Origin of the sequence: Streptomyces sp. NPDC048255 (genome assembly GCF_040652415.1) — a bacterium.
GTDB lineage: Bacteria > Actinomycetota > Actinomycetes > Streptomycetales > Streptomycetaceae > Streptomyces.
The window spans coordinates 21,677-47,388 of sequence record NZ_JBEZMA010000057.1 but is presented as its reverse complement, the minus strand read 5'-3'; the positions used below and the strand labels follow the sequence as shown (position 1 = coordinate 47,388).

Annotated in this window: 25 protein-coding genes and 1 riboswitch; of the genes, 20 read left to right on the top strand and 5 right to left on the bottom strand. The window is 72.0% G+C overall.

Annotated features, from left to right (window positions below; translation table 11 throughout):
- Window positions 1-170: 170 nt before the first annotated feature.
- Window positions 171-923, bottom strand: a complete 753-nt coding sequence (locus AB0D94_RS30965; protein ID WP_362058579.1) for an enoyl-CoA hydratase-related protein — start codon at window positions 921-923, stop codon at window positions 171-173.
- A 94-nt stretch (window positions 924-1,017) separates the two neighbouring features.
- Here AB0D94_RS30965 and AB0D94_RS30960 point away from each other — a divergent pair, with 94 nt between their 5' ends.
- Window positions 1,018-1,695 carry an HdeD family acid-resistance protein gene (locus AB0D94_RS30960; protein WP_362058576.1) on the top strand — a complete coding sequence of 226 codons (678 nt, stop codon included), beginning with the start codon at window positions 1,018-1,020 and terminating at the stop codon, window positions 1,693-1,695.
- A gap of 130 nt (window positions 1,696-1,825) precedes the next feature.
- Complete coding sequence (locus AB0D94_RS30955) at window positions 1,826-2,374, top strand: ATP-binding protein (protein ID WP_362058594.1); 549 nt, start codon at window positions 1,826-1,828, stop codon at window positions 2,372-2,374.
- A 12-nt stretch (window positions 2,375-2,386) separates the two neighbouring features.
- Here AB0D94_RS30955 and idi read toward each other — a convergent pair whose 3' ends face one another.
- The 3 genes from idi to AB0D94_RS30940 form a co-directional block, all read right to left on the bottom strand.
- Window positions 2,387-2,986 (bottom strand): isopentenyl-diphosphate Delta-isomerase, encoded by a 600-nt coding sequence (gene idi, locus AB0D94_RS30950; protein WP_362058573.1) that lies wholly within the window; start codon window positions 2,984-2,986, stop codon window positions 2,387-2,389.
- Window positions 2,987-3,128: 142 nt separating this feature from the next.
- Window positions 3,129-4,355 (bottom strand): bifunctional class I SAM-dependent methyltransferase/N-acetyltransferase, encoded by a 1,227-nt coding sequence (locus AB0D94_RS30945; RefSeq protein ID WP_362058591.1) that lies wholly within the window; start codon window positions 4,353-4,355, stop codon window positions 3,129-3,131.
- A 599-nt stretch (window positions 4,356-4,954) separates the two neighbouring features.
- Window positions 4,955-5,092 (bottom strand): hypothetical protein, encoded by a 138-nt coding sequence (locus AB0D94_RS30940; protein ID WP_362058570.1) that lies wholly within the window; start codon window positions 5,090-5,092, stop codon window positions 4,955-4,957.
- Here AB0D94_RS30940 and AB0D94_RS30935 point away from each other — a divergent pair, their 5' ends adjacent.
- The 16 genes from AB0D94_RS30935 to AB0D94_RS30860 all read left to right on the top strand — a co-directional run bounded on the left by AB0D94_RS30935 (window position 5,093) and on the right by AB0D94_RS30860 (window position 22,344).
- Window positions 5,093-6,691, top strand: coding sequence for a DUF5941 domain-containing protein (locus AB0D94_RS30935; protein ID WP_362058567.1), 1,599 nt, complete (start codon window positions 5,093-5,095; stop codon window positions 6,689-6,691).
- A complete protein-coding gene (locus AB0D94_RS30930) occupies window positions 6,688-7,440 on the top strand; it encodes a phosphocholine cytidylyltransferase family protein (protein WP_362058564.1) in 753 nt (250 codons plus the stop codon). Before AB0D94_RS30935 ends, AB0D94_RS30930 begins: the two co-directional genes overlap by 4 nt.
- Entirely contained in the window at window positions 7,428-8,489 is a 1,062-nt protein-coding gene (locus tag AB0D94_RS30925) for an iron-containing alcohol dehydrogenase family protein (RefSeq protein WP_362058561.1), read from the top strand. The genes AB0D94_RS30930 and AB0D94_RS30925 overlap by 13 nt, the downstream gene beginning before the upstream one ends.
- Window positions 8,467-9,246, top strand: a complete 780-nt coding sequence (locus tag AB0D94_RS30920) for a CDP-alcohol phosphatidyltransferase family protein (protein ID WP_362058558.1) — start codon at window positions 8,467-8,469, stop codon at window positions 9,244-9,246. The genes AB0D94_RS30925 and AB0D94_RS30920 overlap by 23 nt, the downstream gene beginning before the upstream one ends.
- 8 nt (window positions 9,247-9,254) lie before the next feature.
- Window positions 9,255-10,127, top strand: coding sequence for a glycosyltransferase (locus AB0D94_RS30915; protein WP_362058588.1), 873 nt, complete (start codon window positions 9,255-9,257; stop codon window positions 10,125-10,127).
- A gap of 95 nt (window positions 10,128-10,222) precedes the next feature.
- Complete coding sequence (locus AB0D94_RS30910; protein WP_362058555.1) at window positions 10,223-11,152, top strand: ABC transporter permease; 930 nt, start codon at window positions 10,223-10,225, stop codon at window positions 11,150-11,152.
- The gene (locus AB0D94_RS30905; protein WP_362058552.1) at window positions 11,145-11,927 is read left to right on the top strand and encodes an ABC transporter ATP-binding protein; all 783 of its coding nucleotides are present in this window, start codon (window positions 11,145-11,147) and stop codon (window positions 11,925-11,927) included. Before AB0D94_RS30910 ends, AB0D94_RS30905 begins: the two co-directional genes overlap by 8 nt.
- Window positions 11,928-12,295: 368 nt before the next feature.
- Window positions 12,296-13,234: a squalene synthase HpnC gene (hpnC, locus tag AB0D94_RS30900; protein WP_362058549.1), complete on the top strand. Its 939-nt coding sequence runs from the start codon at window positions 12,296-12,298 to the stop codon at window positions 13,232-13,234.
- An 8-nt stretch (window positions 13,235-13,242) separates the two neighbouring features.
- On the top strand, window positions 13,243-14,211 hold the full coding sequence (gene hpnD, locus AB0D94_RS30895) for a presqualene diphosphate synthase HpnD (RefSeq protein WP_362058546.1): 969 nt from the start codon (window positions 13,243-13,245) through the stop codon (window positions 14,209-14,211).
- Window positions 14,211-14,435, top strand: coding sequence for a hypothetical protein (locus AB0D94_RS30890; protein WP_362058543.1), 225 nt, complete (start codon window positions 14,211-14,213; stop codon window positions 14,433-14,435). The genes hpnD and AB0D94_RS30890 overlap by 1 nt, the downstream gene beginning before the upstream one ends.
- Complete coding sequence (hpnE, locus tag AB0D94_RS30885; protein WP_362058540.1) at window positions 14,432-15,838, top strand: hydroxysqualene dehydroxylase HpnE; 1,407 nt, start codon at window positions 14,432-14,434, stop codon at window positions 15,836-15,838. Before AB0D94_RS30890 ends, hpnE begins: the two co-directional genes overlap by 4 nt.
- Window positions 15,835-16,989, top strand: coding sequence for a polyprenyl synthetase family protein (locus AB0D94_RS30880; RefSeq protein WP_362058537.1), 1,155 nt, complete (start codon window positions 15,835-15,837; stop codon window positions 16,987-16,989). Before hpnE ends, AB0D94_RS30880 begins: the two co-directional genes overlap by 4 nt.
- Window positions 16,990-17,115: 126 nt before the next feature.
- Window positions 17,116-19,233, top strand: a complete 2,118-nt coding sequence (shc, locus tag AB0D94_RS30875; RefSeq protein ID WP_362058534.1) for a squalene--hopene cyclase — start codon at window positions 17,116-17,118, stop codon at window positions 19,231-19,233.
- Entirely contained in the window at window positions 19,233-19,880 is a 648-nt protein-coding gene (locus AB0D94_RS30870; RefSeq protein WP_362058531.1) for a 1-hydroxy-2-methyl-2-butenyl 4-diphosphate reductase, read from the top strand. Before shc ends, AB0D94_RS30870 begins: the two co-directional genes overlap by 1 nt.
- Before the next feature lie 5 nt (window positions 19,881-19,885).
- Window positions 19,886-20,917, top strand: a complete 1,032-nt coding sequence (gene hpnH, locus AB0D94_RS30865) for an adenosyl-hopene transferase HpnH (RefSeq protein ID WP_362058528.1) — start codon at window positions 19,886-19,888, stop codon at window positions 20,915-20,917.
- Window positions 20,914-22,344, top strand: coding sequence for an aspartate aminotransferase family protein (locus tag AB0D94_RS30860; protein WP_362058525.1), 1,431 nt, complete (start codon window positions 20,914-20,916; stop codon window positions 22,342-22,344). Before hpnH ends, AB0D94_RS30860 begins: the two co-directional genes overlap by 4 nt.
- A 19-nt stretch (window positions 22,345-22,363) precedes the next feature.
- Here the strand turns inward: AB0D94_RS30860 and AB0D94_RS30855 are convergent, their stop codons facing one another.
- Entirely contained in the window at window positions 22,364-23,203 is an 840-nt protein-coding gene (locus AB0D94_RS30855; RefSeq protein ID WP_362058522.1) for a tyrosine-protein phosphatase, read from the bottom strand.
- 312 nt (window positions 23,204-23,515) lie between these two features.
- A riboswitch (cyclic di-AMP (ydaO/yuaA leader) is annotated at window positions 23,516-23,709 on the top strand.
- A 4-nt stretch (window positions 23,710-23,713) separates the two neighbouring features.
- Between AB0D94_RS30855 and AB0D94_RS30850 the strand changes: the two genes are divergently transcribed.
- The gene (locus tag AB0D94_RS30850; protein WP_362058519.1) at window positions 23,714-24,703 is read left to right on the top strand and encodes a LysM peptidoglycan-binding domain-containing M23 family metallopeptidase; all 990 of its coding nucleotides are present in this window, start codon (window positions 23,714-23,716) and stop codon (window positions 24,701-24,703) included.
- A 164-nt stretch (window positions 24,704-24,867) separates the two neighbouring features.
- On the top strand, window positions 24,868-25,653 hold the full coding sequence (locus AB0D94_RS30845) for an SGNH/GDSL hydrolase family protein (protein ID WP_362058516.1): 786 nt from the start codon (window positions 24,868-24,870) through the stop codon (window positions 25,651-25,653).
- The last annotated feature ends 59 nt before the right edge of the window (window positions 25,654-25,712 follow it).

The window sequence follows — 25,712 nt, the reverse complement described above, 5'->3', positions numbered from 1 at the left end:
TTCGTCAGTTCATGCCGACGCACCATGACCGACTCATGCCCGGAACGGCAGCAGATCCACCACCCGGGCAAGAGCCATCAGACACGGCCTAGTGCCGTGCCGGGCGGCGCGACCCGGTGAACCTTTCCGGTCACAGCACTAGGGCCTGTCCTGGATCGCGGCGCCGTGCCTCACGGCGTCCAGGTGAAGCGGGGCGCCCGGCGCTCCAGGAAGGCGGCGACACCCTCCGCGGTGTCGCCGCTCGCGGCGGCCTGGGCCGTCCAGTGGGCGTCCCGGTCGGTCCGGCCGTCCGCGAACTCCTTGGCCGCCGCCTGCGTCAGCTGCGAGCGGGAGGTCAGGACGCGGGTGAACTCGGCCACCCGCTTGTCCAGTTCGCCGGCGGGCAGCAGCTCGTTCAGGAAGCCGGCGCGCAGCGCCTGCCCGGTGTCGATCAACTCGGCGGAGAAGAGCAGGTACTTGGCCCAGGCCGGGCCCACCAGGCCGGCCAGCCTCCGGGTGGAGGAGACCGGGTAGACGATGCCGAGCTTCGCGGGGGTCACCCCGAACGAGGCGCCCTCCTCCGCGAAGCGCAGGTCGCAGGCGGCCGCCAGCTGGCTGCCGCCGCCGACGCAGAATCCGCGGATCGCCGCCAGGGTCGGCTTCGGGAAGGCGGCCAGGGCATCCTCCGCCGCCACGGCGAGGGTCTGCGGGTCCTCGTCCCCGGTCAGGGAGGAGATGTCCGCCCCGGCGCAGAAGGTCGGGCCCGCGCCGGTCAGCACCAGCACCCGTACGGCCGGGTCGGTCGCCAGTTCCGCCAGCAGGTCCGGGAGCGCCCGCCACATCGCGGCCGTCATGGCGTTGCGCTTGGCGGGGTGCGAGACGACCACGGTGGCCACCCCGTCGGCGACCGTGTGCAGGAGGGATGCGTCCAGGGCTGCTTCCATGCGCCGGATGCTATCCCGGGCCGTCGATCCTATGATCAAGGGAGTCCGTCTGATCAAGGGAGTCCGTCCGGGGGTGCGAGGAGGTGGCACGCTCATGGGTGCAGACCGTTCCGAGGAGAAGGACTACGACTCCCAGCGGGAGAAGAAGAAGCTGGGGCGCAGTTTCGGCCTCCTGGCCCTGCTCGGGGTGCTCCTCGTGCTGGCCGGTCTGGTCGGCCTGATCTACACCGGCGTGGCCACCCTGACCTCGATGTTCCTCTTCGGCTGGCTGCTGCTCATCGGCGGTGTGGTGGGCCTGCTCCAGGCCGTGCAGTCCCGCAAGGGGAACTACTTCTGGCTCGCCGTGATCGTCGCCGCCATCAACCTCGCGGCCGGCTTCGTGATCCTGCGGCGTCCGGAGGCGAGCGCCGAGGCGCTGACCATGTTCGCCGCCCTGCTCTTCCTCACCGGCGGAGTGTTCCGGCTGGTCGGCGCCCTGGTGGTGCGGGGCACCAACTTCGGGCTCGCGCTCGTCCAGGGTGCCTTCGGGGTCCTGCTGGGCGTCCTGATCCTGTCCAGCTGGCCCGGCAGCAGTCTGTACGTGATCGGAACCTTCTTCTCCCTCGCGCTGCTGTTCGACGGGCTGAGCCTGATCGCCACGGGCATGGGCGCCCGGCGCATCCTGGGGTTGGTCAGCGAAGACGAGGCGCGGCCCGGGCCGGAGGCGGCGCGCGGCACGCGCGAGGCGGCGGAGAACCGGCCAGTAGAAGATCAGGAACAGTCGAACAACTGACTCTGTCATACGCCAGTGTTCAGAAAGTGTCCGAATGACGCTGACTTCTGGTCAGTGGTTCGGTCCGGACCAGCCCGTTCCCCACTCTTGACGCGTGGACACGATCGAGCGCGAAGACGGGGGACGGAAGATGGATGTCAGCGGGAGCGTCCCGCCAGCCAGGGGGGGTGAGCCGGAGGTTCCGGCCGACCCCCTCGCGTACGAGGGAGTGTGGCGGTTCACCGCTCCCGCCGTAGAAGAATCCGTTCCGCAGGCCCGCCGCGCGGTCCGGGACCTGCTCGGGCGCCAGGGGGTGCCCGCCCAGCAGGACCTCGTGTACTCCCTGCTGCTGATCGTCTCCGAACTGGTGACGAACTCGGTCCGGCACGCCGCGCTGCTCTCGCCGGAGGTCGCCGTCGAGGTCGCCATCGGCCGCGAGTGGGTACGGGTGGCGGTGGAGGACAACCACCCGTACCGCCCGAAGGCGCTGGAGGCCGATTTCGGCCAGACCGGCGGCCGGGGTCTGCTCCTGGTACGGGAGGTCACCCGGGAGGCCGGCGGGGTCTGCGACGTCGAGCACACCTCGACCGGCGGCAAAGTGATCTGGGCCGCCCTGCCGCTCACCGCGCAGGCCCCGGCCCCGCCCGCCGGACCGGCCTCGCCCGCCGGGCCCGTGGCACCTGCCGCTCCGGCGTTCTGAACGAGGTGCGGGCTACCAGCCCGCCGCGTCGCCCGTCAGCTCGCGGATCGCGGGCCGCGCCGCGTCGAGCACGGTCATGAACCAGGCCGAGAAGGGCACTTCGGCGTGCCGCTTCGCCAGCTCCGCGGCGGTGACGAAAGCGGTGTCACCGACCTCCTCCGGATCCGGCCGCAGCGCCGCCTGCGCAAGTCCCACGAACAGGTGGTTGAACTCCTGCTCCACCAGACCCGAAGCGGGGTCCGGGTGGTTGTAGCGCACGGTTCCCGCCTCGGCGAGCAGCGAGGGGGAGAGCCCCAGCTCCTCGTGGGTCCGCCGGGCCGCCGCCGCGAAGGGCGACTCCCCGGGGTAGGGGTGACCGCAACAGGTGTTCGACCAGACGCCGGGGGAGTGGTACTTCCCGAGGGCGCGCTGCTGGAGCAGCAGTCGGCCCTGCTCGTCGAAGAGGAACACGGAGAACGCCCGGTGCAGTTGCCCGGGCGCCTGATGGGCGGAGAGCTTCTCCGCCGTGCCGATGGTGTTGCCGGACTCGTCGACCAGTTCGAGCATGATCGGTTCTTGAGTGCCGGTGCCGTTGGACGCGCTGTTCGCGGCGGTGGCTGGTGTGGTCGGCATACCCATCCTTCGCTTCGGACTTCGGCCTTCAGTCTGCCGTACAAAAGCGGCTTGTCCCTACTTCGGTGATCCACGCATGTCTGCCCCCCGCCGCGTGATAAACGGCGAGGGGCAGATCACATGTGAGCCGTGTCCCTGGGCATCAGGCGCCGAACGGAGCCGGATAGGCGATGGTCCCCGCAGGCACCGGAACGGAATCGTCCAGCACCAGCGCCATCATCGCCGCGTCCGGGACCTCGAACGGCGCCCGGATCCCGAAACGCGACGCCGGGACGAACCCGAAGCGCGGGTAGTACCCGGGATGCCCCAGTACGAGGACCAGCGCCTCGCCGCGCTCCTTCGCCGCGGCGAGCAGCGCCCGTACGACCGCGCTGCCGGCCCCCGAGCGCTGGAGCGCGGGGGCGGTGGCCACCGGCGCGAGCGCGAGGGCCCGTACGCCGCCGACCCGGCACGCGGTGAGCAGGGCGTGCGCGGCCACCGACCCGTCCGGGCCCTCGGCCACGTACGACAGCCCGGGCACCCAGGCGTCGTCCGTGCGCAGCGCGTCCACGAGATCCGCCTCCAGCGGCGTCCCGAACGCCGCCAGGTTGACCTCCCGTACGGCGGCCTCGTCGGCCGCCGTCTCCGGGCGGGTCCGCCAGGCGCCGCCGTCACCGGCGGCCACCGGGCGCAGGACGTAGCCCGTGTACCGGTACTCGTGCCCGTGCCGCACCCGTACGCCGAGCTCCTCGCGGGTGGCGGCCAGCGCGGCCCGCGCCGCCGGGGTGCCGGCCCCGGCGGCGCGCACCCGCTCGGCCAGCGGGCCGTAGTACTCGGCCCAGTCGGAGTCGGGCTGGTGGTGCACGCCGACCACCTGGTACCCGGCGGCCTGGGCCGCCGCGAGGTTGGCGGCCGTGGAGCGCAGCGGGTAGTGCTCGTCCCAGAAGGCGCGGGCGCCCGCGGACGGCTCCGCGGCGGTCCACTCGCACTCGGTCAGCACGAGGGTGCCGCCGGGGGCCAGCAGCCGCTTCCACCGCGCGAGCGCGGTGTCGAAGCCGATGGAGTAGGCGGAGCCCTCCGCCCAGACGAGGTCGAAGGAGCCGTCCTCGTAGGGGAGCGCGCCCATGTCCGCCGCGACGGGGTGGACCCGAGCGGAGAGCCCGCGGTCCGCGGCGGCCGTACGGAGCTCCTCCAGGAAGGGCTCGTGGAGGTCGACGGCGGTCACCTCGGCGCCGCCGGTCCCCGGACCGCCCGCCTCGGCCGCCAGCAGCAGGGCGCTGCGGCCGGGGCCGCACCCCAGGTCCAGTACGCGCGGCCGCTCGGGCAGCGGTCCGCACAGGGACAGCAGGTGCCTGGTGGTGGCGTCCGAACCGGGGGCCTGCCGGGGCAGGCCGTGGTGGAGCGCGAAGAAGGCCTCGTGGAGGGCGTCGGCGGAGCCGTCGCGCCCGCTGTCGTCGGCGGTGCCGTGGGTGTTGTGGATGTCGTCGGTGATGTGGGTGTTGTCGGTCAACGTGAACCCTCGAACGGGGGCCCCGGCCGACGAGGCGTGATCAGAGGAGCGATCAGCGGTGTGACGCGATCAGCGGTGTGATCAGACCTGGCCGGGTGCCCGGAAGGAAGTGGAGGTGTGCCGGAGTTCGCTGCCCATGGCCGCGACCTTGACGACGGTCATCAACCCCACCTCTTTCTCGCTCGGTCACCTTCAGGACGTTCAGGACGCTTGTGCGGGAGCCGCACGCGTCAGCGCCCACTTTAACATCGGGGCCGGTTTGTGATCTCTGCACACGGTCGTCAATGATGATCACGCCTGCACCCCGGGCCCGGGATATTCGGCTTATCGGGGCGTAAACGGGTGGTGAACCCCTGCTTCCATTCATCCGATAGCCTCTGCCGACGTGCCGCCGCCCGACAAGGCGCCGGTCCAGAATCCGTCGCAAGGAGTGAGTTCGTCTGCCGACCGTCATCCTCACCGGCCTGCCGGTCCCCGGATCACCGCTCACGGACGAGCTGCGCGGCCTCGGCTTCGACGTCCGCCCCGCCGCCGGTCCTGAAGAGGCCGCCGCGGCGCTGGCCGGCGTCCCCGCCGACCAGCGGGTGGCCGTCGTCGACAGCGCCTTCGTCGGCCATGTGCACGCCCTGCGCCTCGCGCTGACCGACCCGCGCTTCGACGCCTGCGCCGTCTCCGGCGCCTTCGCCGTCCAGCCCGGTGCCCGGGCGGCCCTGGACCGGGCCGCCGCCACCGCGGCCGACGGGGCCGGCTCCTACGCCGACCGGCTCGCCGCCGGGGCCGAGGCCGCCGGGACCACCGTCCAGCGGCCCGAGCTCGGCACCCTCGTCGCCGCCGTACCGGCCACCGCCGCCGAGCGGGACGCCGCCGTCGCCGCCGTCGCCGCCGTGGACGAGGAGGCCGTACGCCTGAGGACCGCCGTGAAGTCCCGCGACGGCTTCTTCACCACCTTCTTCATCAGCCCCTACTCGCGCTACATCGCCCGCTGGTGCGCGCGCCGCGGCCTGACCCCGAACCAGGTCACCACCGCCTCGCTGGTCACCGCGCTCGTCGCGGCCGGCTGCGCCGCCACCGGCGAGCGCTGGGGCTACGTGGCGGCCGGTGTGCTGCTCCTGGTCTCCTTCGTGCTGGACTGCACGGACGGGCAGCTCGCCCGCTACTCGCTCCAGTACTCGACGATGGGCGCCTGGCTCGACGCGACCTTCGACCGCGCCAAGGAGTACGCCTTCTACGCGGGCCTCGCGCTCGGGGCCGCCAGGAACGGGGACGACGTCTGGGCGCTCGCGCTCGGCGCCATGATCCTGATGACCTGCCGGCACGTCGTGGACTTCTCCTTCAACGAGGCCAACCACGACGCCACCGCCAATACCAGTCCGACGGCGGCGCTGTCCGACAAGCTGGACAGCGTCGGCTGGACCGTCTGGGTCCGGCGGATGATCATCCTCCCGATCGGTGAGCGCTGGGCCATGATCGCGGTCCTGACCGCCGTGACCACCCCCCGGATCGTCTTCTACGCGCTGCTCGTCGGCTGTGCCTTCGGTGCGCTCTACACCACCGCGGGCCGCGTCCTGCGCTCCTTGACCCGCAAGGCGACCCGTACCGACCGGGCCGCCCGCGCCCTCGCCGACCTCGCGGACTCCGGCGTCCTCGCCTGGACCGGCGGCCCCCGCCCCGGCAAGCGGCCCGACCGCGCCGCGGTGTGGCTGGCCGCGGCCGGGGCCGTGCTGATGGCGGGCGGGGCGGTCACCCTCGACTTCGGCGACCCGTGGCTGGCCGGGACGGCGGTGGCCTACCTCGCGTTCTCGGGAGCGGCCCTCGCCCGCCCCCTCAAGGGCCCCCTCGACTGGCTGATCCCGCCGTTCTTCCGGTTCGCCGAATACGTGACGGTCCTCACCCTCGCCGCCAAGTCGGACGTCCCCGGAGCCCTTCCGGCGGCATTCGGACTGGTCGCGGCGGTCGCCTACCATCACTACGACACGGTCTACCGCATCCGGGGCGGCTCCGGCGCGCCTCCGCACTGGCTGGTGCGGGCGACCGGCGGCCACGAGGGCCGGGTCCTGCTGACCGTGGTCCTCGCCGCAGTCCTTCCCCGGGACGCGTTCCCCGTCGCGCTCACGGCCATGGCCGTGTTCGTGGCACTCGTGGTGCTCGTGGAGAGCATCCGCTTCTGGGTCTCCTCCGGAGCACCCGCCGTACATGACGAAGGAGAACCAGCATGATCGGCCTTGTACTCGCTGCCGGTGCCGGACGCCGCCTGCGTCCCTACACCGACACCCTGCCCAAGGCCCTCGTGCCCGTCGGTCCCGAGGGCCAGGAGGAGAGCCTGACGGTCCTCGACCTGACGCTCGGCAACTTCGCCGAGGTCGGCCTCACCGAGGTCGCCGTCGTCGTCGGCTACCGCAAGGAAGCCGTCTACGAGCGCCGTGAGGCGCTGGAGGCCAAGTACGGCGTCAAGATCACGCTGATCGACAACGACAAGGCCGAGGAGTGGAACAACGCCTACTCCCTGTGGTGCGCGCGTGACGTCCTGAAGCAGGGTGTGATCCTCGCCAACGGCGACACCGTCCACCCGGTCTCCGTCGAGAAGACCCTGCTCGCCGCCCGCGGCAACGGCCAGAAGATCATCCTCGCCCTCGACACGGTCAAGAACCTGGCCGACGAGGAGATGAAGGTCGTCACCGCCGACGGCAAGGGCGTGCAGAAGATCACCAAGCTGATGGACCCGGCCGACGCGACCGGAGAGTACATCGGCGTCACCCTCATCGAGCCCGAGGCCGCCGAGCAGCTGGCCGAGGCGCTGAAGACCACGTTCGAGCGCGACCCCGACCTCTACTACGAGGACGGCTACCAGCAGCTCGTCAACGACGGCTTCACCATCGACGTGGCCCCCATCGGCGACGTCAAGTGGGTCGAGATCGACAACCACGACGACCTCGCCAAGGGCCGGACGATCGCATGCCAGTACTGACGAGGCTGATCCCCTCGCCCGTTGTCGTCGACATCAGCCGCGGGGCGATGGACGATCTCGCCGGCCTCCTGGCCGACCAGCGGATCTCCGCGTCCGGCAAGCTGGCGATCGCGATCAGCGGTGGCTCCGGCGTGGCGCTGCGCGCCAAGCTGGAGCCCGTGCTGCCGCACGCCGACTGGTACCCGGTCGTCGACGGCACCATCGACTCCGCCGTCAAGCTGGCCGACGACATAAAGGGCCGTCGCTACGACGCCGTCGTGGGCCTGGGCGGCGGCAAGATCATCGACGTGACGAAGTACGCCGCGGCGCGGGTCGGCCTGCCCATGGTGGCCGTCGCCACCAACCTGTCGCACGACGGCATCTGCTCGCCGGTGTCCATCCTGGACAACGACAACGGCCGGGGCTCCTACGGCGTCCCCACCCCCATCGCCATGGTGATCGACCTCGATGTGATCAAGGACGCCCCGGTGCGGTTCATCCGTGCGGGCATCGGCGACGCGATCTCCAACATCTCCGCCATCGCCGACTGGGAGCTTTCCCACAAGATCACCGGCGAGGCCGTGGACGGCCTGGCCGCCGCCATGGCCCGTACCGCCGGCGAGTCCGTGCTGCGCCACCCCGGCGGATGCGGCGACGACGAGTTCCTCACCGTGCTCTCCGAGGCCCTCGTCCTCTCCGGCATCGCCATGTCGATCAGCGGGGACAGCCGGCCCTCCTCCGGTGCCTGCCACGAGATCAGCCACGCCTTCGACCTGCTCTACCCGGGGCGCTCCGCGCTCCACGGTGAGCAGGTGGGCATCGGCGCCGCCTTCGCCATGCACCTGCGGGGGGCCGCCGAGAAGTCCGGCCTCTTCGTCGAGGTGCTGCGCGGCCACGGCCTGCCCGTGCTGCCCGAGGAGATCGGCTTCAGCGTCGACGAGTTCGTCGCCGCCGTCGAGTACGCCCCCCAGACCCGTCCGGGACGCTTCACCATCCTGGAGCACCTCAACCTGTCCGCCGCCGAGATCAGGGACGCTTACGCCGACTATGCCAAGACCATCCGTAGCTGAACTCCGGCCCGTCGTTCACCCGGCGGGCGTCAAGGACCGGGTCAGCGGCGAGCACTGGGGCGGGCGCCTCTACATGCGCGAGATCTCCCTGCGCATCACCCGTCTCCTGGTCACCACCAAGGTCACGCCCAACCAGCTGACCTACGTGATGACCCTCGCCGGCGTCCTCGCGCTCCCGGCCCTGCTGGTGCCCGGCGTCCTGGGCGCCGTCCTCGGCGTGGTCGCGGTCCAGATGTACCTGCTGCTCGACTGCGTCGACGGCGAGGTCGCCCGCTGGAAGAAGCAGTTCTCGCTCTCCGGGGTCTACCTGGACCGGGTCGGCGCCTACCTGTGCGACGCGGCGGTGCTGGTCGGCTTCGGCCTGCGCGCCGCCGACCTGTGGGGCAGCGGGCGCATCGACTGGCTGTGGGCCTTCCTGGGCACCCTCGCGGCGCTCGGCGCGATCCTGATCAAGGCCGAGACCGACCTGGTCGGCGTCGCCCGCCACCAGGCCGGGAAGCCGGTCGTCAAGGACGCGGCGGCCGAGCCGCGCTCCTCCGGCATGGCGCTCGCCCGCCGGGCCGCCGCCGCGCTCAAGTTCCACCGGCTGGTCCTCGGCATCGAGGCGTCCCTGCTCATCCTGGTGCTGGCCGTGCTGGACCAGGTCCGGGGCGACCTGTTCTTCTCCCGGCTGGGTGTCGCCGTACTGGCCGGCATCGCGCTGCTCCAGACGCTGCTGCACCTGGTGTCGATCCTGGCCTCCAGCAGGCTCAAGTGACGGCCCCGATGCGGCTGGGCGCCGTCATCATCACCATGGGCAACCGGCCCGACGAGCTCAAAGCGCTCCTCGACTCCGTGGCCCGCCAGGACGGCGACCCGGTCGAGGTCGTCGTCGTGGGCCAGGGCGTCGAGGTCACCGGGCTCCCCGAGGGCGTCCGCAGCATCGACCTCCCGGAGAACCTGGGCATCCCGGGCGGCCGCAACGTCGGCATCGAGGCCTTCGGCCCCGGCGGCCGCGACGTGGACGCGCTGCTCTTCCTCGACGACGACGGGCTGCTGGAGCGGACCGACACCGCCGAGCTGTGCCGCCAGGCCTTCGCCGAGGACCCCCGCCTCGGGATCGTCAGCTTCCGGATCGCCGATCCGGAGACCGGCCGGACCCAGCGGCGGCACGTACCGCGGCTGCGCGCCTCGGACCCGATGCGCTCTTCCCGCGTCACCACCTTCCTGGGCGGCGCCAACGCCGTCCGCACTGCGGTGTTCGAGCAGGTCGGACCCCTGCCGGGGGAGTTCTTCTACGCTCACGAGGAGACCGACCTGGCCTGGCGGGCGCTCGACGCAGGGTGGCTGATCGACTACCGGGCGGACATGGTGCTGCTGCACCCGACCACTGCCCCCTCCCGGCACGCGGTCTACCACCGTATGGTGGCCCGTAACCGGGTGTGGCTCGCCCGCCGCAACCTGCCCGCTCCGCTTGTCCCGGTCTACCTGGGCGTATGGCTCCTGCTGACGCTCCTGCGCAGGCCTTCGGCAGCGGCGCTCAAGGCCTGGTTCGGCGGCTTCAGGGAGGGATGGACCACTCCCTGCGGGCCCCGGCGCCCCATGAGATGGCGTACGGTCTGGCGGCTGACCCGGCTGGGCAGACCACCTGTCATCTGACGAGCCCGCGTCTGGGAACATGACGCGATCACGGGCCTCGTGCCACCAGCCTGATGCCCGATCCGGCCGCATCTTGAAGACGAAAGTTTCAACTTGTGAGTGACACAACCCACGACGGCGCCCTCGCCACGAGCAGGCCGCCGTCCGAAGACGCGGGGCTGAGCCCCGCGGAGCTCGCCAGGAAGTACGGCCTCTCCGTGAGCGGCGCCCGGCCCGGACTGGGCGACTACGTGCGGCAGCTCTGGGGGCGGCGCCACTTCATCATGGCCTTCTCGCGGGCCAAGCTGGTGGCGCAGTACAGCCAGGCCAAGCTCGGCCAGGTCTGGCAGGTGGCGACCCCACTGCTGAACGCGGCCGTCTACTGGCTGATCTTCGGCCTGATCCTCGGCGCGGGCCGGGAGATGCCGAAGGGCGTCTACGTCCCGTTCCTGATGATGGGCATCTTCGTCTTCACCTTCACCCAGAGCTCCGTGATGGCGGGCGTGCGGGCGATCTCCGGCAACCTCGGGCTGGTGCGGGCACTGCACTTCCCGCGGGCCGCCCTCCCGGTGTCCTTCTCGCTCCAGCAGCTCCAGCAGCTGCTGTACTCGATGATCGTCGTCTTCGTGATCGCCGTGAGCTTCGGCAACTACCCGCGGCTCTCCTGGCTGCTGGTGATTCCGACGCTGGCGCTGCAGTTCGTCTTCAACACCGGCCTCGCCATGATCTTCGCGCGGATGGGCTCCAAGACCCCCGACCTGGCGCAGCTGATGCCGTTCGTGATGCGTACCTGGATGTACGCCTCCGGGGTCATGTTCCCGATCGGGATCTACCTCAAGGACCAGCCGCAGTGGATCAGCGACGTGCTGCTGTGGAACCCGGTGGCGATCTACATGGACCTCATCCGGTTCGCGCTGATCGACGACTACGGCAGCAGCAACCTGCCTCCGCACGTCTGGCTCTTCGCAGTGGGCTGGGCCGCCGTGATCGGCCTCGGCGGCTTCGTGTACTTCTGGAAGTCTGAGGAGCGTTACGGCCGTGGCTGACAACACCCAGGGGCGCGTCCCCACCGTGATCGCGGACGACGTCCACATCGTCTACCGGGTCAACACCGGCGGCGGCGGCAAGGGCGCGGCCACCGCCGCGCTCAGCAAGATACTCCGCCGGGGCAAGGGCGACGCTCCGGGCGTCCGCCGGGTCCACGCGGTGCGCGGAGTCTCCTTCACCGCGTACCGGGGCGAGGCCATCGGCCTCATCGGCTCCAACGGCTCCGGCAAGTCCACCCTGCTGCGCGCCATCGCCGGCCTGCTGCCCTGCGAGGACGGCAAGGTCTACACGGACGGCCAGCCCTCGCTGCTCGGTGTCAATGCCGCCCTGATGAACGACCTCACCGGCGAGCGGAACATCGTTCTCGGCGGTCTCGCGATGGGTATGACCCGCGAGCAGATCAAGGAGCGGTATCAGAGCATCGTCGACTTCTCGGGCATCAACGAGAAGGGGGATTTCATCTCCCTGCCGATGCGCACCTACTCCTCCGGCATGGCGGCGCGTCTGCGTTTCTCCATCGCGGCGGCCAAGGACCACGACGTCCTGATGATCGACGAGGCCCTTGCCACCGGTGACCGCAGCTTCCAGGTGCGTTCCGAGGACCGCATCCGCGAGCTGCGGGAGAAGGCCGGCACCGTCTTCCTGGTCAGCCACAACAACAAGTCCATCCGCGACACCTGCGACCGGGTGCTGTGGCTGGAGAAGGGCGAACTCCTGATGGACGGGCCCACGGAGGAAGTCGTCTCGGCCTACGAGAAGGCGACCAACGGCTGACCGGTCCCCGGGCCGCGGCGTGATGCCGCGCACTTCCCAGCGGACTCCCGCAGGCCCCCGCCGCACACCGTGGCGGGGGCCTCGGCATGTCCCCGCGGGCGCCGGGACGACATTCAGTGGCGGGGTGAATACCCGAGAGGCTTCCGCGCCGTTGTACAGCGTAAGCTGAAGCAGTCCTGAATCGGGGACAAGAGGGGACGATTCCCCGCAGGTGAACGGCCCGGGAGCACCCCGGGGAAATACCTGGCGGCGTGTCCGAAATAGGATGTATTAGGTCGGCAGTGTAGAACGGGAGATGTGACGGCAATGGCTACGGGAATTCTCCGGCCCCCAGGCAATACGGCCGTCCCCGCCGCGGGCGGCGGGCGGTGACCCCGGGGCACAGCACCCGCCCCCTGCCCGACACGGTCCACGCGCGCGCCACCCTCGGCAAGGCCCGGGCGGAGAACTTCCCCGTCGCCCCCTCCTTCCTTCCCCGCGCCTGGCGCGAGGGCCTCATGGCGGTCTACGGGTACGCCCGCCTCGTCGACGACATCGGCGACGGCGACCTCGCCCCCGGCGGCCGGGACGCCGTGCTCCTCGGCCTCGACCCCGCCGCGACGGACGACCGGCTCGCCATGCTCGACGCCTTCGAGGCCGACCTGCTGCGCGTGTTCGACGGCTCCGGTACCCCCGGTGGTCAGCCGCGCCATCCGCTGCTCCGCGACCTCCGGCCCGTGGTCCGCGCCCACGGCCTCACCCCCGAGCCGTTCCTCGGGCTGATCGAGGCCAACCGCCAGGACCAGCGCGTCACGCGCTACGAGACGTACGCCGACCTCCTCGGCTACTGCGAGCTCTCCGCCAACCCGGTGGGCCGCCTCGTCCTCTCCCTCACCGGCACCAGCACCCCCGAACGGATCCGCCGCTCCGACGCGATCTGCACCGCCCTGCAGATCGCCGAACACCTCCAGGACGTCACCGAGGACCTCGGCCGGGACCGGATCTACCTCCCCGCCGAGGACATGCGCCGCTTCCACGTGACCGAGGCCGACCTGCGGGCCCCGTCCGCGAGTGCCTCCGTACGCTCCCTGATCGCGTTCGAGACCCAGCGCGCCCGCGACCTCCTGGACGAAGGCAGCCCGCTCGTGGGCAGCGTGCACGGCCGGCTCCGGCTGCTGCTCGCGGGCTTCGTGGGAGGGGGGCGCGCCGCCCTCCGAGCCGTCACCGCCACCGGCTTCGACGTACTTCCCGGCCCGCCCAAGCCCACCAAGAGCGGCCTGCTCCGCGAGGTTGCCGCCGTCCTGCGCACAGCGCCGAGAAAGGGGTGAGCCCCATCGTGGAGGGCCCCACACACGCGTCCGCACCGTACGCGCCGTCCGCACCGGTCCTGGCGGCCTACAGCTACTGCGAGGCCGTCACCGGCTCGCAGGCGCGCAACTTCGCTTACGGCATCAGGCTGTTGCCCACCGACAAGCGGCAGGCGATGTCCGCCCTGTACGCCTTCTCCCGGCGCGTCGACGACATCGGCGACGGCACGCTGGAACCGCAGGCCAAGCTGGCCCGGCTGGAGGAGACCCGCGCCCTGCTCGGCCGGATCCGCTCCGGGGAGGTCGAAGAGGACGACACCGACCCGGTGGCCGTCGCCCTCACCCACGCCTCCAGCCGCTTCCCGATCCCGCTCGGCGGCCTCGACGAACTCATCGACGGCGTCCTCATGGACGTCCGCGGCGAGACCTACGAGACCTGGGACGACCTCAAGGCCTACTGCCGCTGCGTGGCCGGAGCCATCGGGCGGCTCTCGCTCGGCGTGTTCGGCACGGTGAACACCGCGGGCCCCGGCGTCTCGGACGCCTCGCGCGCCGGGGAGTACGCCGACACCCTCGGCCTCGCCCTGCAACTCACCAACATCCTCCGGGACGTTCGCGAGGACGCGGCCAACGGACGCACCTACCTGCCCGCCGAGGACCTCGCCAAGTTCGGCTGCTCCGAAGGCTTCCACAGCGACCGGGCACCCGCCGGCGCCGATTTCGCCGGGCTCGTCCACCACGAAGTGCGGCGCGCCCGGGCCCTGTTCGTCGAGGGATACCGGCTGCTGCCCATGCTCGACCGGCGCAGCGGCGCCTGCGTGGCCGCCATGGCGGGCATCTACCGGCGCCTGCTCGACCGCATCGAGCGGGAGCCGGAGGCGGTGCTGCGCGGCCGCGTATCGCTGCCGACGCACGAGAAGGCGTACGTCGCCGTGCGCGGCCTGTCCGGCCTTGACGCGCGGACCATCTCCCGCCAGAGCACCCGGAGGCGGGCCTGATGACCGGGACCCCGACCCGCACCACCCGCACCACCCGCACCGCCTGCGCCCCGGAGCCGCTCCGCGGCCGGCGGGCAACCCCGGCGGCGGCTTCCGCGTCTCCCCGTGCGGGCTCCGCGCGCACCGACGCGCGCAGGGCCGCGGCCACCGCCGCGCCCGCGCCCGCGCGCGAGGCGCGGACCACCGCCTCGGCACAGCGGCACACGACGGGGGAGGACGCATGAGCGCCGGCAGCACCGACAGCGGCACCCGCGCGGGCGCCGGCCGCGCCATCGTCGTGGGCGGCGGACTCGCCGGGGTCACCACCGCCCTCGAACTCGCCGACGCCGGACTGCAGGTCACCCTGCTCGAAGGCCGGCCCAGGCTCGGCGGGCTCGCCTTCTCCTTCAAGCGCGGCGAGCTCACCGTGGACAACGGCCAGCACGTGTACCTGCGCTGCTGCACCGCCTACCGCTGGTTCCTCGACCGCGTCGACGGAGCCGGCCTCGCCCCGCTCCAGGACCGGCTCGACGTCCCAGTGCTCGACGTCGCGCACCCCCGCGGGCCGCGCCTGGGCCGGCTGCGCCGCAGCGCCCTGCCCGTGCCCCTGCACCTGGCCGCGTCCCTCGCGACCTACCCGCACCTCTCCCTCGCCGAACGGGCAGGAGTCGGGCGCGCCGCCCTCGCGCTGCGCCGCCTCGACCCCGCCGACCCGGCCCTCGACGGCATCGACTTCGCGACCTGGCTCGGCCGCTACGGCCAGTCCCCGCGCGCCATCGAGGCCCTGTGGGACCTCGTGGGCATCGCCACCCTCAACGCCACCGCCGAGCAGTCCTCCCTCGGCCTCGCCGCCATGGTCTTCAAGACCGGCCTGCTCTCCGAGAACGGCGCCGCCGACATCGGCTGGGCCCGCGTACCCCTGGGAGACCTGCACGACACGCTCGCCCGCAAGGCGCTCGACGCGTCCGGCGTCCGGACCGTGCTGCGCGCCCGGGTCACCGCCGTGTCCCGTACGCAGGAGGGCGGTTGGCGCGTCGACACCGAGGAGGAGTCCCTCGACGCGGAGACCGTCGTCCTCGCCGTCCCGCAGCGCGAGGCGCACGCCCTGCTCCCCGCCGGCGCCCTCGCCGACCCCGACAAGCTCCTCGACATCGGCACCGCGCCCATCCTCAACGTCCACGTCGTCTACGACCGCAAGGTGCTCAGGCAGCCCTTCTTCGCCGCACTCGGCTCCCCGGTCCAGTGGGTCTTCGACCGCACCGACTCCTCCGGGCTCCCCGACGGCGGCCAGTACCTCGCGCTGTCCCAGTCGGTGGCCCAGGACGACATCGACGAACCCGTATCGGTCCTGCGGCACAAGTACCTGCCCGAGCTGGAACGGCTGCTGCCCGCCGCGCGCGGCGCCAAGGTACGGGACTTCTTCGTCACCCGGGAGCGGACCGCGACCTTCGCCCCCACCCCCGGCGTCGGCCGGCTGCGCCCCGGCCCGCGGACCGACACGCCGGGGCTCTACCTCGCCGGTGCATGGACCGCGACCGGTTGGCCCGCGACCATGGAGAGCGCCGTCCGGAGCGGACTGAGCGCGGCACACGCCGCACTCGCCGCGCTCGGCCGCCCCAGCGAACACCCTCTGCAGGAGGCGGCATGACGACGACCAGCACGACCAGCACAGCACTTACAGGAACCAGAGGAGAGCCAGTGAACCCGGGGAATCCGGCTGTCGAGAACACGGATGCCAGTCTGGGCACAGCTGGAGGGGGAGCCGAGAAGGCGGACACGATCGCCCTCCTGGAGCGCGGCCGCACGCTGTCGACCCCCGCGCTCCGGGCCGCCGTGGACCGGCTCGCGGCGCCCATGGACACCGTCGCCGCCTACCACTTCGGCTGGATCGACGCCCAGGGCAACCCGGCAGACGGCGACGGCGGCAAGGCCGTGCGCCCCGCCCTCGCGCTGCTCTCCGCCGAGGCCGCGGGCGCCGCGGCCGAGGTCGGCATCCCGGGCGCGGTGGCGGTCGAGCTCGTGCACAACTTCTCGCTTCTGCACGACGACCTGATGGACGGCGACGAGCAGCGCCGCCACCGGGACACGGTGTGGAAGGTGCACGGACCGGCCCTCGCGATCCTGGTCGGCGACGCGCTCTTCGCCCTCGCCAACGAGGTGCTGCTGGAGCTCGGCACCGTCGAGGCGGCCCGCGCGGCCCGCCGTCTGACCACGGCCAGCCGCAAGCTCATCGACGGCCAGGCGCAGGACATCTCGTACGAGCACCGCGAGCGCGTCAGCGTCGAGGAGTGCCTGGAGATGGAGGGCAACAAGACCGGCGCCCTCCTCGCCTGCGCCGTCTCGATCGGCGCCGTCCTCGGCGGCGCGGACGACCGCACCGCCGACAAGCTGGAGGAGTACGGCTACCACCTGGGCCTCGCCTTCCAGGCCGTGGACGACCTCCTCGGCATCTGGGGCGATCCGGAGGCCACGGGCAAGCAGACCTGGAGCGACCTGCGCCAGCGCAAGAAGTCCCTGCCGGTCGTCGCCGCCCTCGCAGCGGGCGGACCCGCCTGCGAGGAACTCGCCGAGCTGCTCGCCGCCGACGCCAAGAGCAACGACTTCGAGAACTTCTCCGAGGAGGAGTTCGCGGCCCGCGCCGCGCTCATCGAGGCGGCCGGCGGCCGCCAGTGGACCGCCGACGAGGCGCGCCGCCAGCACGCCGTCGCCATCCGGGCCCTGGACGACGTCGACATGCCGCAGCGGGTGCGCGACCAGCTCGTCGCCCTCGCCGACTTCGTCGTCGTGCGCAAGAGGTGATCGCCGCCCGGCCGCAGTCCCAGATATGAATCGCGAGTCGCCGGCCGGAGCCGCCGCCTGAAGGTGGCGCGCTCCGGCCGACGGCAGACCCCAGCACAGCACAGGACACTGTTCTAAGGGGAAGCCATGACAGCGACGACCGACGACGCCGCGAACGCCCGCGGCGCCGACACCGGGGTGGACACCGCGCCGCGATCCGCCCCGCCTCCGGCGGGCAGCCCGCCGGACCCGGCACACCGGGCCGCCGGCCCGGGCACGGCCCCGCCGCGCGGCGCGCCGGACCCGGCCCGGGAGACCGTACGGGGCGCCGTGCGCGAGGAGGCCGTACGGGGCGCGCACGAGGCCACCGAGCGGGCGACCCGGCGGCTGCTCGCCCGCCAGGACCCCGAGGGCTGGTGGAAGGGCGACCTGGAGACCAACGTCACCATGGACGCCGAGGACCTGCTGCTGCGCCAGTTCCTCGGGATCCGGGACGAGAGGACCACGTACGCCGCCGCCCTCTTCATCCGCGGCGAGCAGCGGGACGACGGCACCTGGGCCACCTTCCACGGCGGGCCGCCCGAACTCTCCGCCACCATCGAGGCGTACGTGGCCCTGCGGCTGGCCGGTGACGCGCCGGACGCCCCGCACATGGCCCGCGCCTCGGCCTGGATCCGGGCCCACGGCGGGATCGCCGCCGCCCGGGTCTTCACCCGCATCTGGCTGGCCCTGTTCGGCTGGTGGAACTGGGACCACCTGCCCGAACTCCCGCCCGAGCTGGTGTTCCTGCCTCCCTGGGTCCCGCTTAACATCTACGACTTCGGCTGCTGGGCCCGGCAGACCATCGTCCCGCTCACGGTCGTCTCCGCGCTCCGCCCGGTCCGCCCGGCCCCCTTCGCGCTGGACGAGCTGCACACCGACGCCAGGGTGCCGAACCCGGGCAAGCGGCCCGCCCCGCTGGCCAGTTGGGAGGGCGTCTTCCAGCGGATGGACAGGGCCCTGCACGTCTACCGCCGGTTCGCCCCGCGCCGGCTGCGCAAGGCGGCCATGGCGACCGCGAGCCGCTGGATCGTCGAGCGCCAGGAGAACGACGGCTGCTGGGGCGGGATCCAGCCACCCGCCGTGTACTCCGTCATCGCCCTGCACCTGCTCGGCTACGACCTCCAGCACCCCGTCATGCGCGCCGGGCTGGACTCGCTGGACCGGTTCGCGGTCTGGCGCGAGGACGGCGCCCGGATGATCGAGGCCTGCCAGTCGCCCGTCTGGGACACCTGCCTGGCCGCGATCGCGCTCGCCGACGCGGGTCTGCCGCCCGACCATCCGGCGCTGGTCAAGGCCGCCGACTGGATGCTCGGCGAGGAGATCGTGCGCAGCGGGGACTGGGCCGTACGGCGGCCCGCGCTGGCCCCCGGCGGTTGGGCGTTCGAGTTCCACAACGACACGTACCCCGACATCGACGACACCGCCGAGGTGGTCCTCGCCCTGCGCCGGATCAAGCACCCCGACCCGGCCCGGGTCGATGCGGCCATCGCGCGCGGGGTGGCCTGGAACCTCGGCATGCAGTCGAGGAACGGCGCGTGGGGCGCCTTCGACGCCGACAACACCAGCCCCTTCCCGAACCGGCTGCCCTTCTGCGACTTCGGCGAGGTCATCGACCCGCCCTCGGCCGACGTCACCGCCCACGTGGTGGAGATGCTTGCCTTCGAGGGCAAGGCGGGCGACGCCCGGACCCGGCGCGGCATCGCCTGGCTGCTCGCCGAACAGGAGCCGGAGGGCGGCTGGTTCGGCCGCTGGGGAACCAACTACGTGTACGGGACGGGCTCGGTGGTGCCCGCGCTCACGGCGGCGGGCATCCCCCCGGGGCATCCCGCGATCCGGCGGGCGGTGCGCTGGCTGGAATCCGTACAGAACGCGGACGGCGGCTGGGGCGAGGACCAGCGCTCCTACAAGGACCGGTCGTGGGCCGGGAAGGGTGCCTCCACGGCCTCGCAGACCGCCTGGGCGCTGATGGCCCTGCTGTCGGCCGGCGAGCGGGACGGCGAGGCCGTGGAGCGCGGCGTCGGGTACCTGGTGCGGACGCAGGAGGAGGACGGCTCCTGGGACGAGCCGTACTTCACCGGCACCGGATTCCCCTGGGACTTCTCCATCAACTACCACCTGTACCGCCAGGTGTTCCCGCTCACCGCGCTCGGCCGCTACCTGTACGGGGAGCCGTCCGCGCCGGCCGTGGCGCACACGGCCACGGCCGGGGCCGGGGAAGCGTGATGTCCGGCGAGGCGTGCGCCCCGCTGCTGGTCGCCTGCGCGCTGCGCATCGAGCAGGCCGCGCTGCGCAGCGCGGGCCGCGGCGCGCGCGGTGCGGCGCCGCCCGGGCACACCCTGCTGCGCACCGGGATGGGCCCGCGCGCGGCCCGGCGGGCCGTCGCCAGGGCGCTGGACCGGCCGGGGATGGAGCGGGCGGCCGTCCTCGCGACCGGGTTCTGCGCGGGGCTGGTCCCCGGCATGCACCCCGGCGACCTGGTCGTCGCCGAGCAGACCCGGGACCCGCACGGCGACGTCACCTGCACCGGAACCGCCCTGCTCGCCGAGGCACTGGCCCGGGCAGCGCCCGGCCGGACCGTGCACATCGGCCCCCTGACCGGATCCGACCACGTCGTCCGCGGCCAGGAGCGCGCGCAGCTGCGCGCCACCGGCGCCATCGCGGTCGACATGGAGTCCGCGGCCACCTTGTGGACCGCCGCCGGCGGAGGCAGCCGTCCGGTTGCGGCCGTCCGGGTGATCGTGGACGCTCCGGAGCATGAGCTCGTCCGCATCGGCACGGTCCGCGGTGGAATATCGGCCTTCCGTGTACTGCGTGCCGTACTGCCCGCGTTTTATGACTGGCACCGTTCTTTGCTGCTCCCCAGGAGGTGAGCCAGATGGCCATGCCGCTGCGCCAGACCATCAGGGTCGGGACCTATCTTCTCGAACAGAAGCTCCGCAAGCGTGAGAAGTTCCCGCTGATCGTCGAGCTGGAACCGCTCTACGCCTGCAACCTGGCCTGTGAAGGGTGCGGGAAGATCCAGCACCCGGCCGGGGTGCTCAAGCAGCGCATGCCGGTCGCCCAAGCGGTCGGCGCCGTGCTGGAGTCCGGCGCGCCCATGGTGTCCATCGCGGGCGGCGAGCCCCTGATGCACCCGCAGATCCACGAGATCGTCCGGCAGCTGGTAGCCAAGCGGAAGTACGTATTCCTCTGCACCAACGCGATGCTGCTGCGCAAGAAGATCGAGAAGTTCACCCCGTCCCCGTACTTCGCCTTCGCCGTGCACATCGACGGCCTGCGCGAGCGGCACGACGAGTCGGTGGCCAAGGAAGGCGTCTTCGACGAGGCCGTCGCAGCCATCAAGGAGGCGAAGAAGCGGGGTTTCCGGGTCACCACCAACTCCACCTTCTTCAACACCGACACACCGCAGACGATCATTGAGGTACTCAACTACCTCAATGACGACCTCCAGGTGGACGAGATGATGATCTCGCCGGCCTACGCCTACGAGAAGGCCCCCGACCAGGAACACTTCCTGGGCGTGGAACAGACCCGCGACCTCTTCAAGAAGGCCTTCGCGGGCGGCAACCGGCGCCGCTGGCGGCTCAACCACTCGCCGCTCTTCCTGGACTTCCTCGAAGGGAAGGCGGATTTCCCCTGCACCGCCTGGGCGATTCCGAATTACTCCCTCTTCGGCTGGCAGCGCCCCTGCTACCTGATGAGCGACGGCTACGTGCCCACGTACCGCGAGCTGATCAACGACACCGACTGGAGCAAGTACGGCCGCGGGAAGGACCCGCGCTGCGCGAACTGCATGGCGCACTGCGGCTACGAGCCCACCGCCGTCCTCGCCACCATGGGCTCCCTCAAGGAGTCCCTGCGGGCGGCCCGGGAGACGATCGGCGGGAACCGGGACCGCTCGGCATGACCGCCGCCGGACAGGGCCCGGGCGAACGGGCGGGGCGCGGCCGGGGCAAGGGCTTCGACCTCGGCGCCCTGCTGGCCGAGCGCGGCGGCGAACGGTACGAGCTCCACGCCCGCCACCTCAACCACCAGCTGCCCCGGATGCTGCACACCATCGGCTTCGACAAGGTCTACGAGCGGGCCGAGGGCGCCCACTTCTGGGACGCCGAGGGCAACGACTACCTCGACATGCTGGCCGGGTTCGGGGTGATGGGCCTGGGCCGGCACCACCCGGTCGTCCGCCGGGCCCTGCACGACGTCCTCGACGCCCAGCTCGCCGACCTCACCCGCTTCGACTGCCAGCCGCTGCCCGGGCTGCTGGCCGAGAAGCTCCTCTCGTACAGCCCGCACCTGGACCGGGTCTTCTTCGGCAACAGCGGCACCGAGGCCGTGGAGACGGCCCTGAAGTTCGCCCGGTACGCCACCGGGCGGCCGCGGGTCCTCTACTGCGACCACGCCTTCCACGGGCTGACCACGGGCTCCTTGTCGGTGAACGGGGAGAGCGGCTTCCGGGACGGCTTCGCCCCGCTGCTCCCCGACACGAGGATCGCGCTGGGGGACCTGGCCGCCCTGGAGCGGGAGCTGGGGCGCGGGGACGTGGCCGCCTTCGTCGTCGAGCCCATCCAGGGCAAGGGGGTCCTGGAGGCTCCGCCCGGATTCCTGCTCGCAGCCCAGGAACTCCTGCACCGGCACAAGGCACTGCTGATCGCGGACGAGGTGCAGACCGGGCTGGGACGGACCGGTGACTTCTACGCGTACCAGCACGAGCCGGGCGTGGAGCCGGACCTCGTGTGCGTGGCCAAGGCGCTGTCGGGCGGCTACGTGCCGGTCGGCGCGACCCTGGGCAAGGACTGGATCTTCAAGAAGGTCTACTCGTCCATGGACCGGGTGCTCGTGCACTCCGCCAGCTTCGGTTCCAACGCACAGGCGATGGCGGCCGGGCTGGCCGTGCTGTCGGTCATGGAGGACGAGGAGGTGGTGGCGAACGCCCGGGCGACGGGGGACCTGCTGCGCGGGCGGCTCGCGGCCCTGGTGGACGAGTACGAGCTGCTGCACGAGGTGCGGGGGCGCGGGCTGATGATCGGCATCGAGTTCGGCCGGCCGTCCTCGCTGGGGCTGCGCAGCCGGTGGACCATGCTCCAGGCGGCCCGCAAGGGGCTGTTCGCGCAGATGGTCGTGGTGCCGCTGCTCCAGAAGCACCGGATCCTCACCCAGGTCTCCGGCGACCACCTGGAGGTGATCAAGCTGATCCCGCCGCTGATCGTGGAAGAACGGGACGTCGACCGGTTCGTCGGCGCCTTCCGCGCGGTCATGGACGAGGCGCACGGCGGGTCGGGCCTGATGTGGGACTTCGGGCGGACCCTGGTGAAGCAGGCGGTCGGCAACCGCTGACCGCCTGCTCCGGCGGGCCTCAGGCCCCGTCGGTCAGCAGCCGCTCGCGCAGCCGGTCGAGGGTCTCGGGCGTCAGTCCGAGGCCCTCGGCGAGGTAGCGCTCGACCCCGCCCCACCGCTTGTCGATGCTGTCGAAGGCGGCGTCCAGGTACTCGGCGCGGGCGTCGAAGAGCGGGGCGAGGAGCTCCATCACCTCGGGGGAGTGGGCCTCGACCGGCTCGCCGCTGCGGCGCACCCGGTAGCGCCGGTGCGGGGCGTTCGACTCCAGGTAGTCCGCCACGATCGCCTCGCGTTCGACGCCGAGCGCGAGCAGGGTGACGGCGATGGACAGGCCGGCCCGGTCCTTGCCCGCCGCGCAGTGCATCAGGGCCGGGACGCTGTCCTCGGCGAGGGCGTGCACGACCCGGCTGTGCTCGGCGGTGCGCTGCTCGATGATGGTGCGGTACGACTGCGCCATCCGGGCCGCGGCCTTGCCGTCGCCGAGGAGCGAGCGGAGCTGGCCGAGGTCGCCTTCGCGGACCATCTTCCAGAACTCCCGGCCGTCGGCGGGGTCCGACAGCGGGATGTTCACATTGCGTACACCCGGCAGTTCGACGTCCGGCCCCTCCAGTGAATGGTCGGCGTTGTTGCGGAAGTCGAAGATGGTGTGCAGGCCGAGCGATGCGAGGAACTCTGCATCGGTTTCGGTGGCATGTGCCAGATGTCCGCTTCGGAAGAGTCGTCCCGCCCTGACCCTCCGTCCACCGGAGGCCGGAAGTCCGCCCACGTCACGGAAATTGCGCACTCCGGACAGTTCGGGCTCCGGCACCGGCTCCGACCCGGGTCGTGCCGGCGGGGCCGGGGGTATCTGCTGGGTCACGGGAACTCCTCCGCATCGTCGGGTGGGTGTCCGAATTAGGCTACTTGGCAACAACTTGCCGTAGACGGAGGCGAGATCGGGTGCCTCTCCGTGAGCCAGATCATACGGTGACCGTGAGTGTCTGATCGCGAATGCCGAATTGCCCGGCAGGGACGGTTGTTGACGGTGGGGAATGGACGCAGGGTGACCGGAATTCCGCCGCTCCCTCATCCCTGTGAATCCGTCAGGGAATTCATGGCTTGTTACCTGCCGCCCGACTCGATTAGCTTCGCCCTCGATCCGGGTGGACCGCCGAATCCTGCCGCCGCCCGGAAACCGCACCCGACTATTCACGCGCGCGGCAGGAGCGGGGGAACCAGGTAAGCCGCTGTTCCGGATCTTTTGAACCGGGACGGCTCGGGGTGAAGCCGTACATATGGGGCCCGCGTTCCAGGGGTCCCGGGTGTACGGCCGGACATCTCCAGTCCGAACCCGACAGCTCACCTCGCAGGCGACGGAGAGGAATTCGCCATGCCCGCAAAGGGTAAGCACCGCCGTCCCAAGTCCGGTTCCATATCGCGCGGTTTCGCCGCCGCCGGCACCGGGGGCGCCGCCCTCGCGCTGCCGCTGATCGGTGCCGCGGGCGCCCACGCCGCCGGTGCGCCGACCGCCGCGACCGCCGCCACCCCGGTGGTGCAGGCCGTACAGACCGCCCCGCAGGCGGCCCCGCAGGCCGTGCAGCTCCAGGCCGCGCCGCAGGCCGCGCCGACCGTCTACACGGTCGTGCCGGGCGACTACCTCTCCAAGATCGCCGCCGAGCGCCAGCTGACCGGTGGCTGGGAGCAGCTCTACGCCGACAACCGCGAGGCCGTCGGCACCGACCCGTCGCTGATCCACCCGGGCCTGAAGCTGACGCTCGGCGCGAAGGGCGAGGCCGCCCCGGCCGAGGCCCCGGCCCGGCCCGCCCCCAAGGCGGCCCCGGCTCCGGAGAAGGCGGCCCCGAAGGCCTCCGGTTCCGGTGCCTCGGCGCCCTCGGCCAAGAAGGGCGCCGCCGACTCCGCCGCGCCGGCCAAGCAGAAGGCCGGCTCCTCCGCCGCCGAGAAGGCCCCCGCGGGCGCCGGCTTCGTGGCCCCCGTCAGCGGCGGCGTCTCCACCCAGTACAAGGTCGCCGGCGCCATGTGGTCCTCCGGCTACCACACGGGCGTCGACTTCATCGCCCGCTCCGGCACCACGGTCAAGGCCGTCGGCGCGGGCACCGTCGTCTCGGCGGGCTGGAGCGGCTCGTACGGCAACGAGGTCGTCATCCGGCACGCGGACGGCAACTACTCCCAGTACGCCCACCTGTCCTCGCTCTCCGTCTCGTCCGGCCAGAGCGTCACCGCCGGACAGCGGATCGGCCTTTCCGGTTCCACCGGCAACTCGACCGGGCCGCACCTGCACTTCGAGATCCGCACGAGCCCGTCCTACGGCTCGGACATGGACCCGATCGCCTACCTCCGTTCGAAGGGCGCGAGCCTCTGACGGCACCCGCCGCCGGAGCGGGAGACACACGTGAGGCCGGGGCCCGAGGGGGGTCCCGGCCTCACGTGTACTTATTCCTTATCCGTCAGGTGGTACAGATCACGGTCCGTCAACCCCTGCTTACGTTGGCGTAGGTCGCCCACGGCGGTGAAGGATGGGTTCCCGTGGCAGCGACGACGACGAAACTCAAGACCATCGGCTCGTACGCGGCGATCGGGGACAGCTTCACCGAGGGTGTCGGGGACCCGGGACCCGGGGATTCCTATCTCGGCTGGGCGGACCGGCTTGCCGTGCTCCTGGCCGATCGGCGCGACGAGCACGACTTCCGGTACGCGAACCTGGCCGTGCGCGGCAGGCTCCTCGACCAGATCGTGGCCGAGCAGGTGCCGCGGGCCAAGGCCCTCGCACCGGACCTCGTGACCTTCTGCGCCGGGGGCAACGACATCATCCGGCCCGGCAGCGACCCCGACGACGTGGCGGAGCGGTTCGAGGCGGCCGTGGCCGACCTCGCCGGGTCCGTCGGCCAGGTGATGATCACCACCGGCTTCGACACGCGGGGCGTGCCGGTCCTCAAGCACATCCGGGGCAAGGTGGCGACATACAGCGCGCACGTGCGCGCCATCGCCGACCGCTACGACTGCCCGGTGCTCGACCTCTGGTCGCTGAAGTCCGTACAGGACCGGCGGGCCTGGGACGCCGACCGGCTGCACCTGTCGCCCGAGGGGCACACCCGGGTGGCGCTGCGCGCCGCGCAGGTGCTCGGCCTGGAGGTGCCGACCGACCCCGACCAGCCGTGGCCGCCGCAGCAGCCGCGCGGATCGGTGGACGTGACCCGGGACAACATCCAGTGGGCGCGCGACCACCTGGTGCCGTGGATCGGCCGCCGGCTGCGCGGGGAGTCCTCCGGGGACCACGTGGAGGCGAAGCGGCCGGACCTGATGCCGCTGTAGGTACGGGCCGCGCGGTCACGGGGGTGCCGTGCGGCCAAGGGGGTGCCGGGCGGCGGGGT

Bases quoted from the DNA above. Each gene is read 5' to 3' on its own strand.
- AB0D94_RS30965 (WP_362058579.1), bottom strand. From the start codon at position 923: ATGGAAGCAGCCCTGGACGCATCCCTCCTGCACACGGTCGCCGACGGG.
- AB0D94_RS30960 (WP_362058576.1), top strand. From the start codon at position 1,018: ATGGGTGCAGACCGTTCCGAGGAGAAGGACTACGACTCCCAGCGGGAG.
- AB0D94_RS30955 (WP_362058594.1), top strand. From the start codon at position 1,826: ATGGATGTCAGCGGGAGCGTCCCGCCAGCCAGGGGGGGTGAGCCGGAG.
- idi (WP_362058573.1), bottom strand. From the start codon at position 2,986: ATGCCGACCACACCAGCCACCGCCGCGAACAGCGCGTCCAACGGCACC.
- AB0D94_RS30940 (WP_362058570.1), bottom strand. From the start codon at position 5,092: ATGGCCGACGAAGGCGCTGTCGACGACGGCCACCCGCTGGTCGGCGGG.
- AB0D94_RS30930 (WP_362058564.1), top strand. From the start codon at position 6,688: ATGATCGGCCTTGTACTCGCTGCCGGTGCCGGACGCCGCCTGCGTCCC.
- AB0D94_RS30925 (WP_362058561.1), top strand. From the start codon at position 7,428: ATGCCAGTACTGACGAGGCTGATCCCCTCGCCCGTTGTCGTCGACATC.
- AB0D94_RS30920 (WP_362058558.1), top strand. From the start codon at position 8,467: ATGCCAAGACCATCCGTAGCTGAACTCCGGCCCGTCGTTCACCCGGCG.
- AB0D94_RS30915 (WP_362058588.1), top strand. From the start codon at position 9,255: ATGCGGCTGGGCGCCGTCATCATCACCATGGGCAACCGGCCCGACGAG.
- AB0D94_RS30890 (WP_362058543.1), top strand. From the start codon at position 14,211: ATGACCGGGACCCCGACCCGCACCACCCGCACCACCCGCACCGCCTGC.
- hpnE (WP_362058540.1), top strand. From the start codon at position 14,432: ATGAGCGCCGGCAGCACCGACAGCGGCACCCGCGCGGGCGCCGGCCGC.
- AB0D94_RS30880 (WP_362058537.1), top strand. From the start codon at position 15,835: ATGACGACGACCAGCACGACCAGCACAGCACTTACAGGAACCAGAGGA.
- shc (WP_362058534.1), top strand. From the start codon at position 17,116: ATGACAGCGACGACCGACGACGCCGCGAACGCCCGCGGCGCCGACACC.
- AB0D94_RS30870 (WP_362058531.1), top strand. From the start codon at position 19,233: ATGTCCGGCGAGGCGTGCGCCCCGCTGCTGGTCGCCTGCGCGCTGCGC.
- hpnH (WP_362058528.1), top strand. From the start codon at position 19,886: ATGGCCATGCCGCTGCGCCAGACCATCAGGGTCGGGACCTATCTTCTC.
- AB0D94_RS30860 (WP_362058525.1), top strand. From the start codon at position 20,914: ATGACCGCCGCCGGACAGGGCCCGGGCGAACGGGCGGGGCGCGGCCGG.
- AB0D94_RS30850 (WP_362058519.1), top strand. From the start codon at position 23,714: ATGCCCGCAAAGGGTAAGCACCGCCGTCCCAAGTCCGGTTCCATATCG.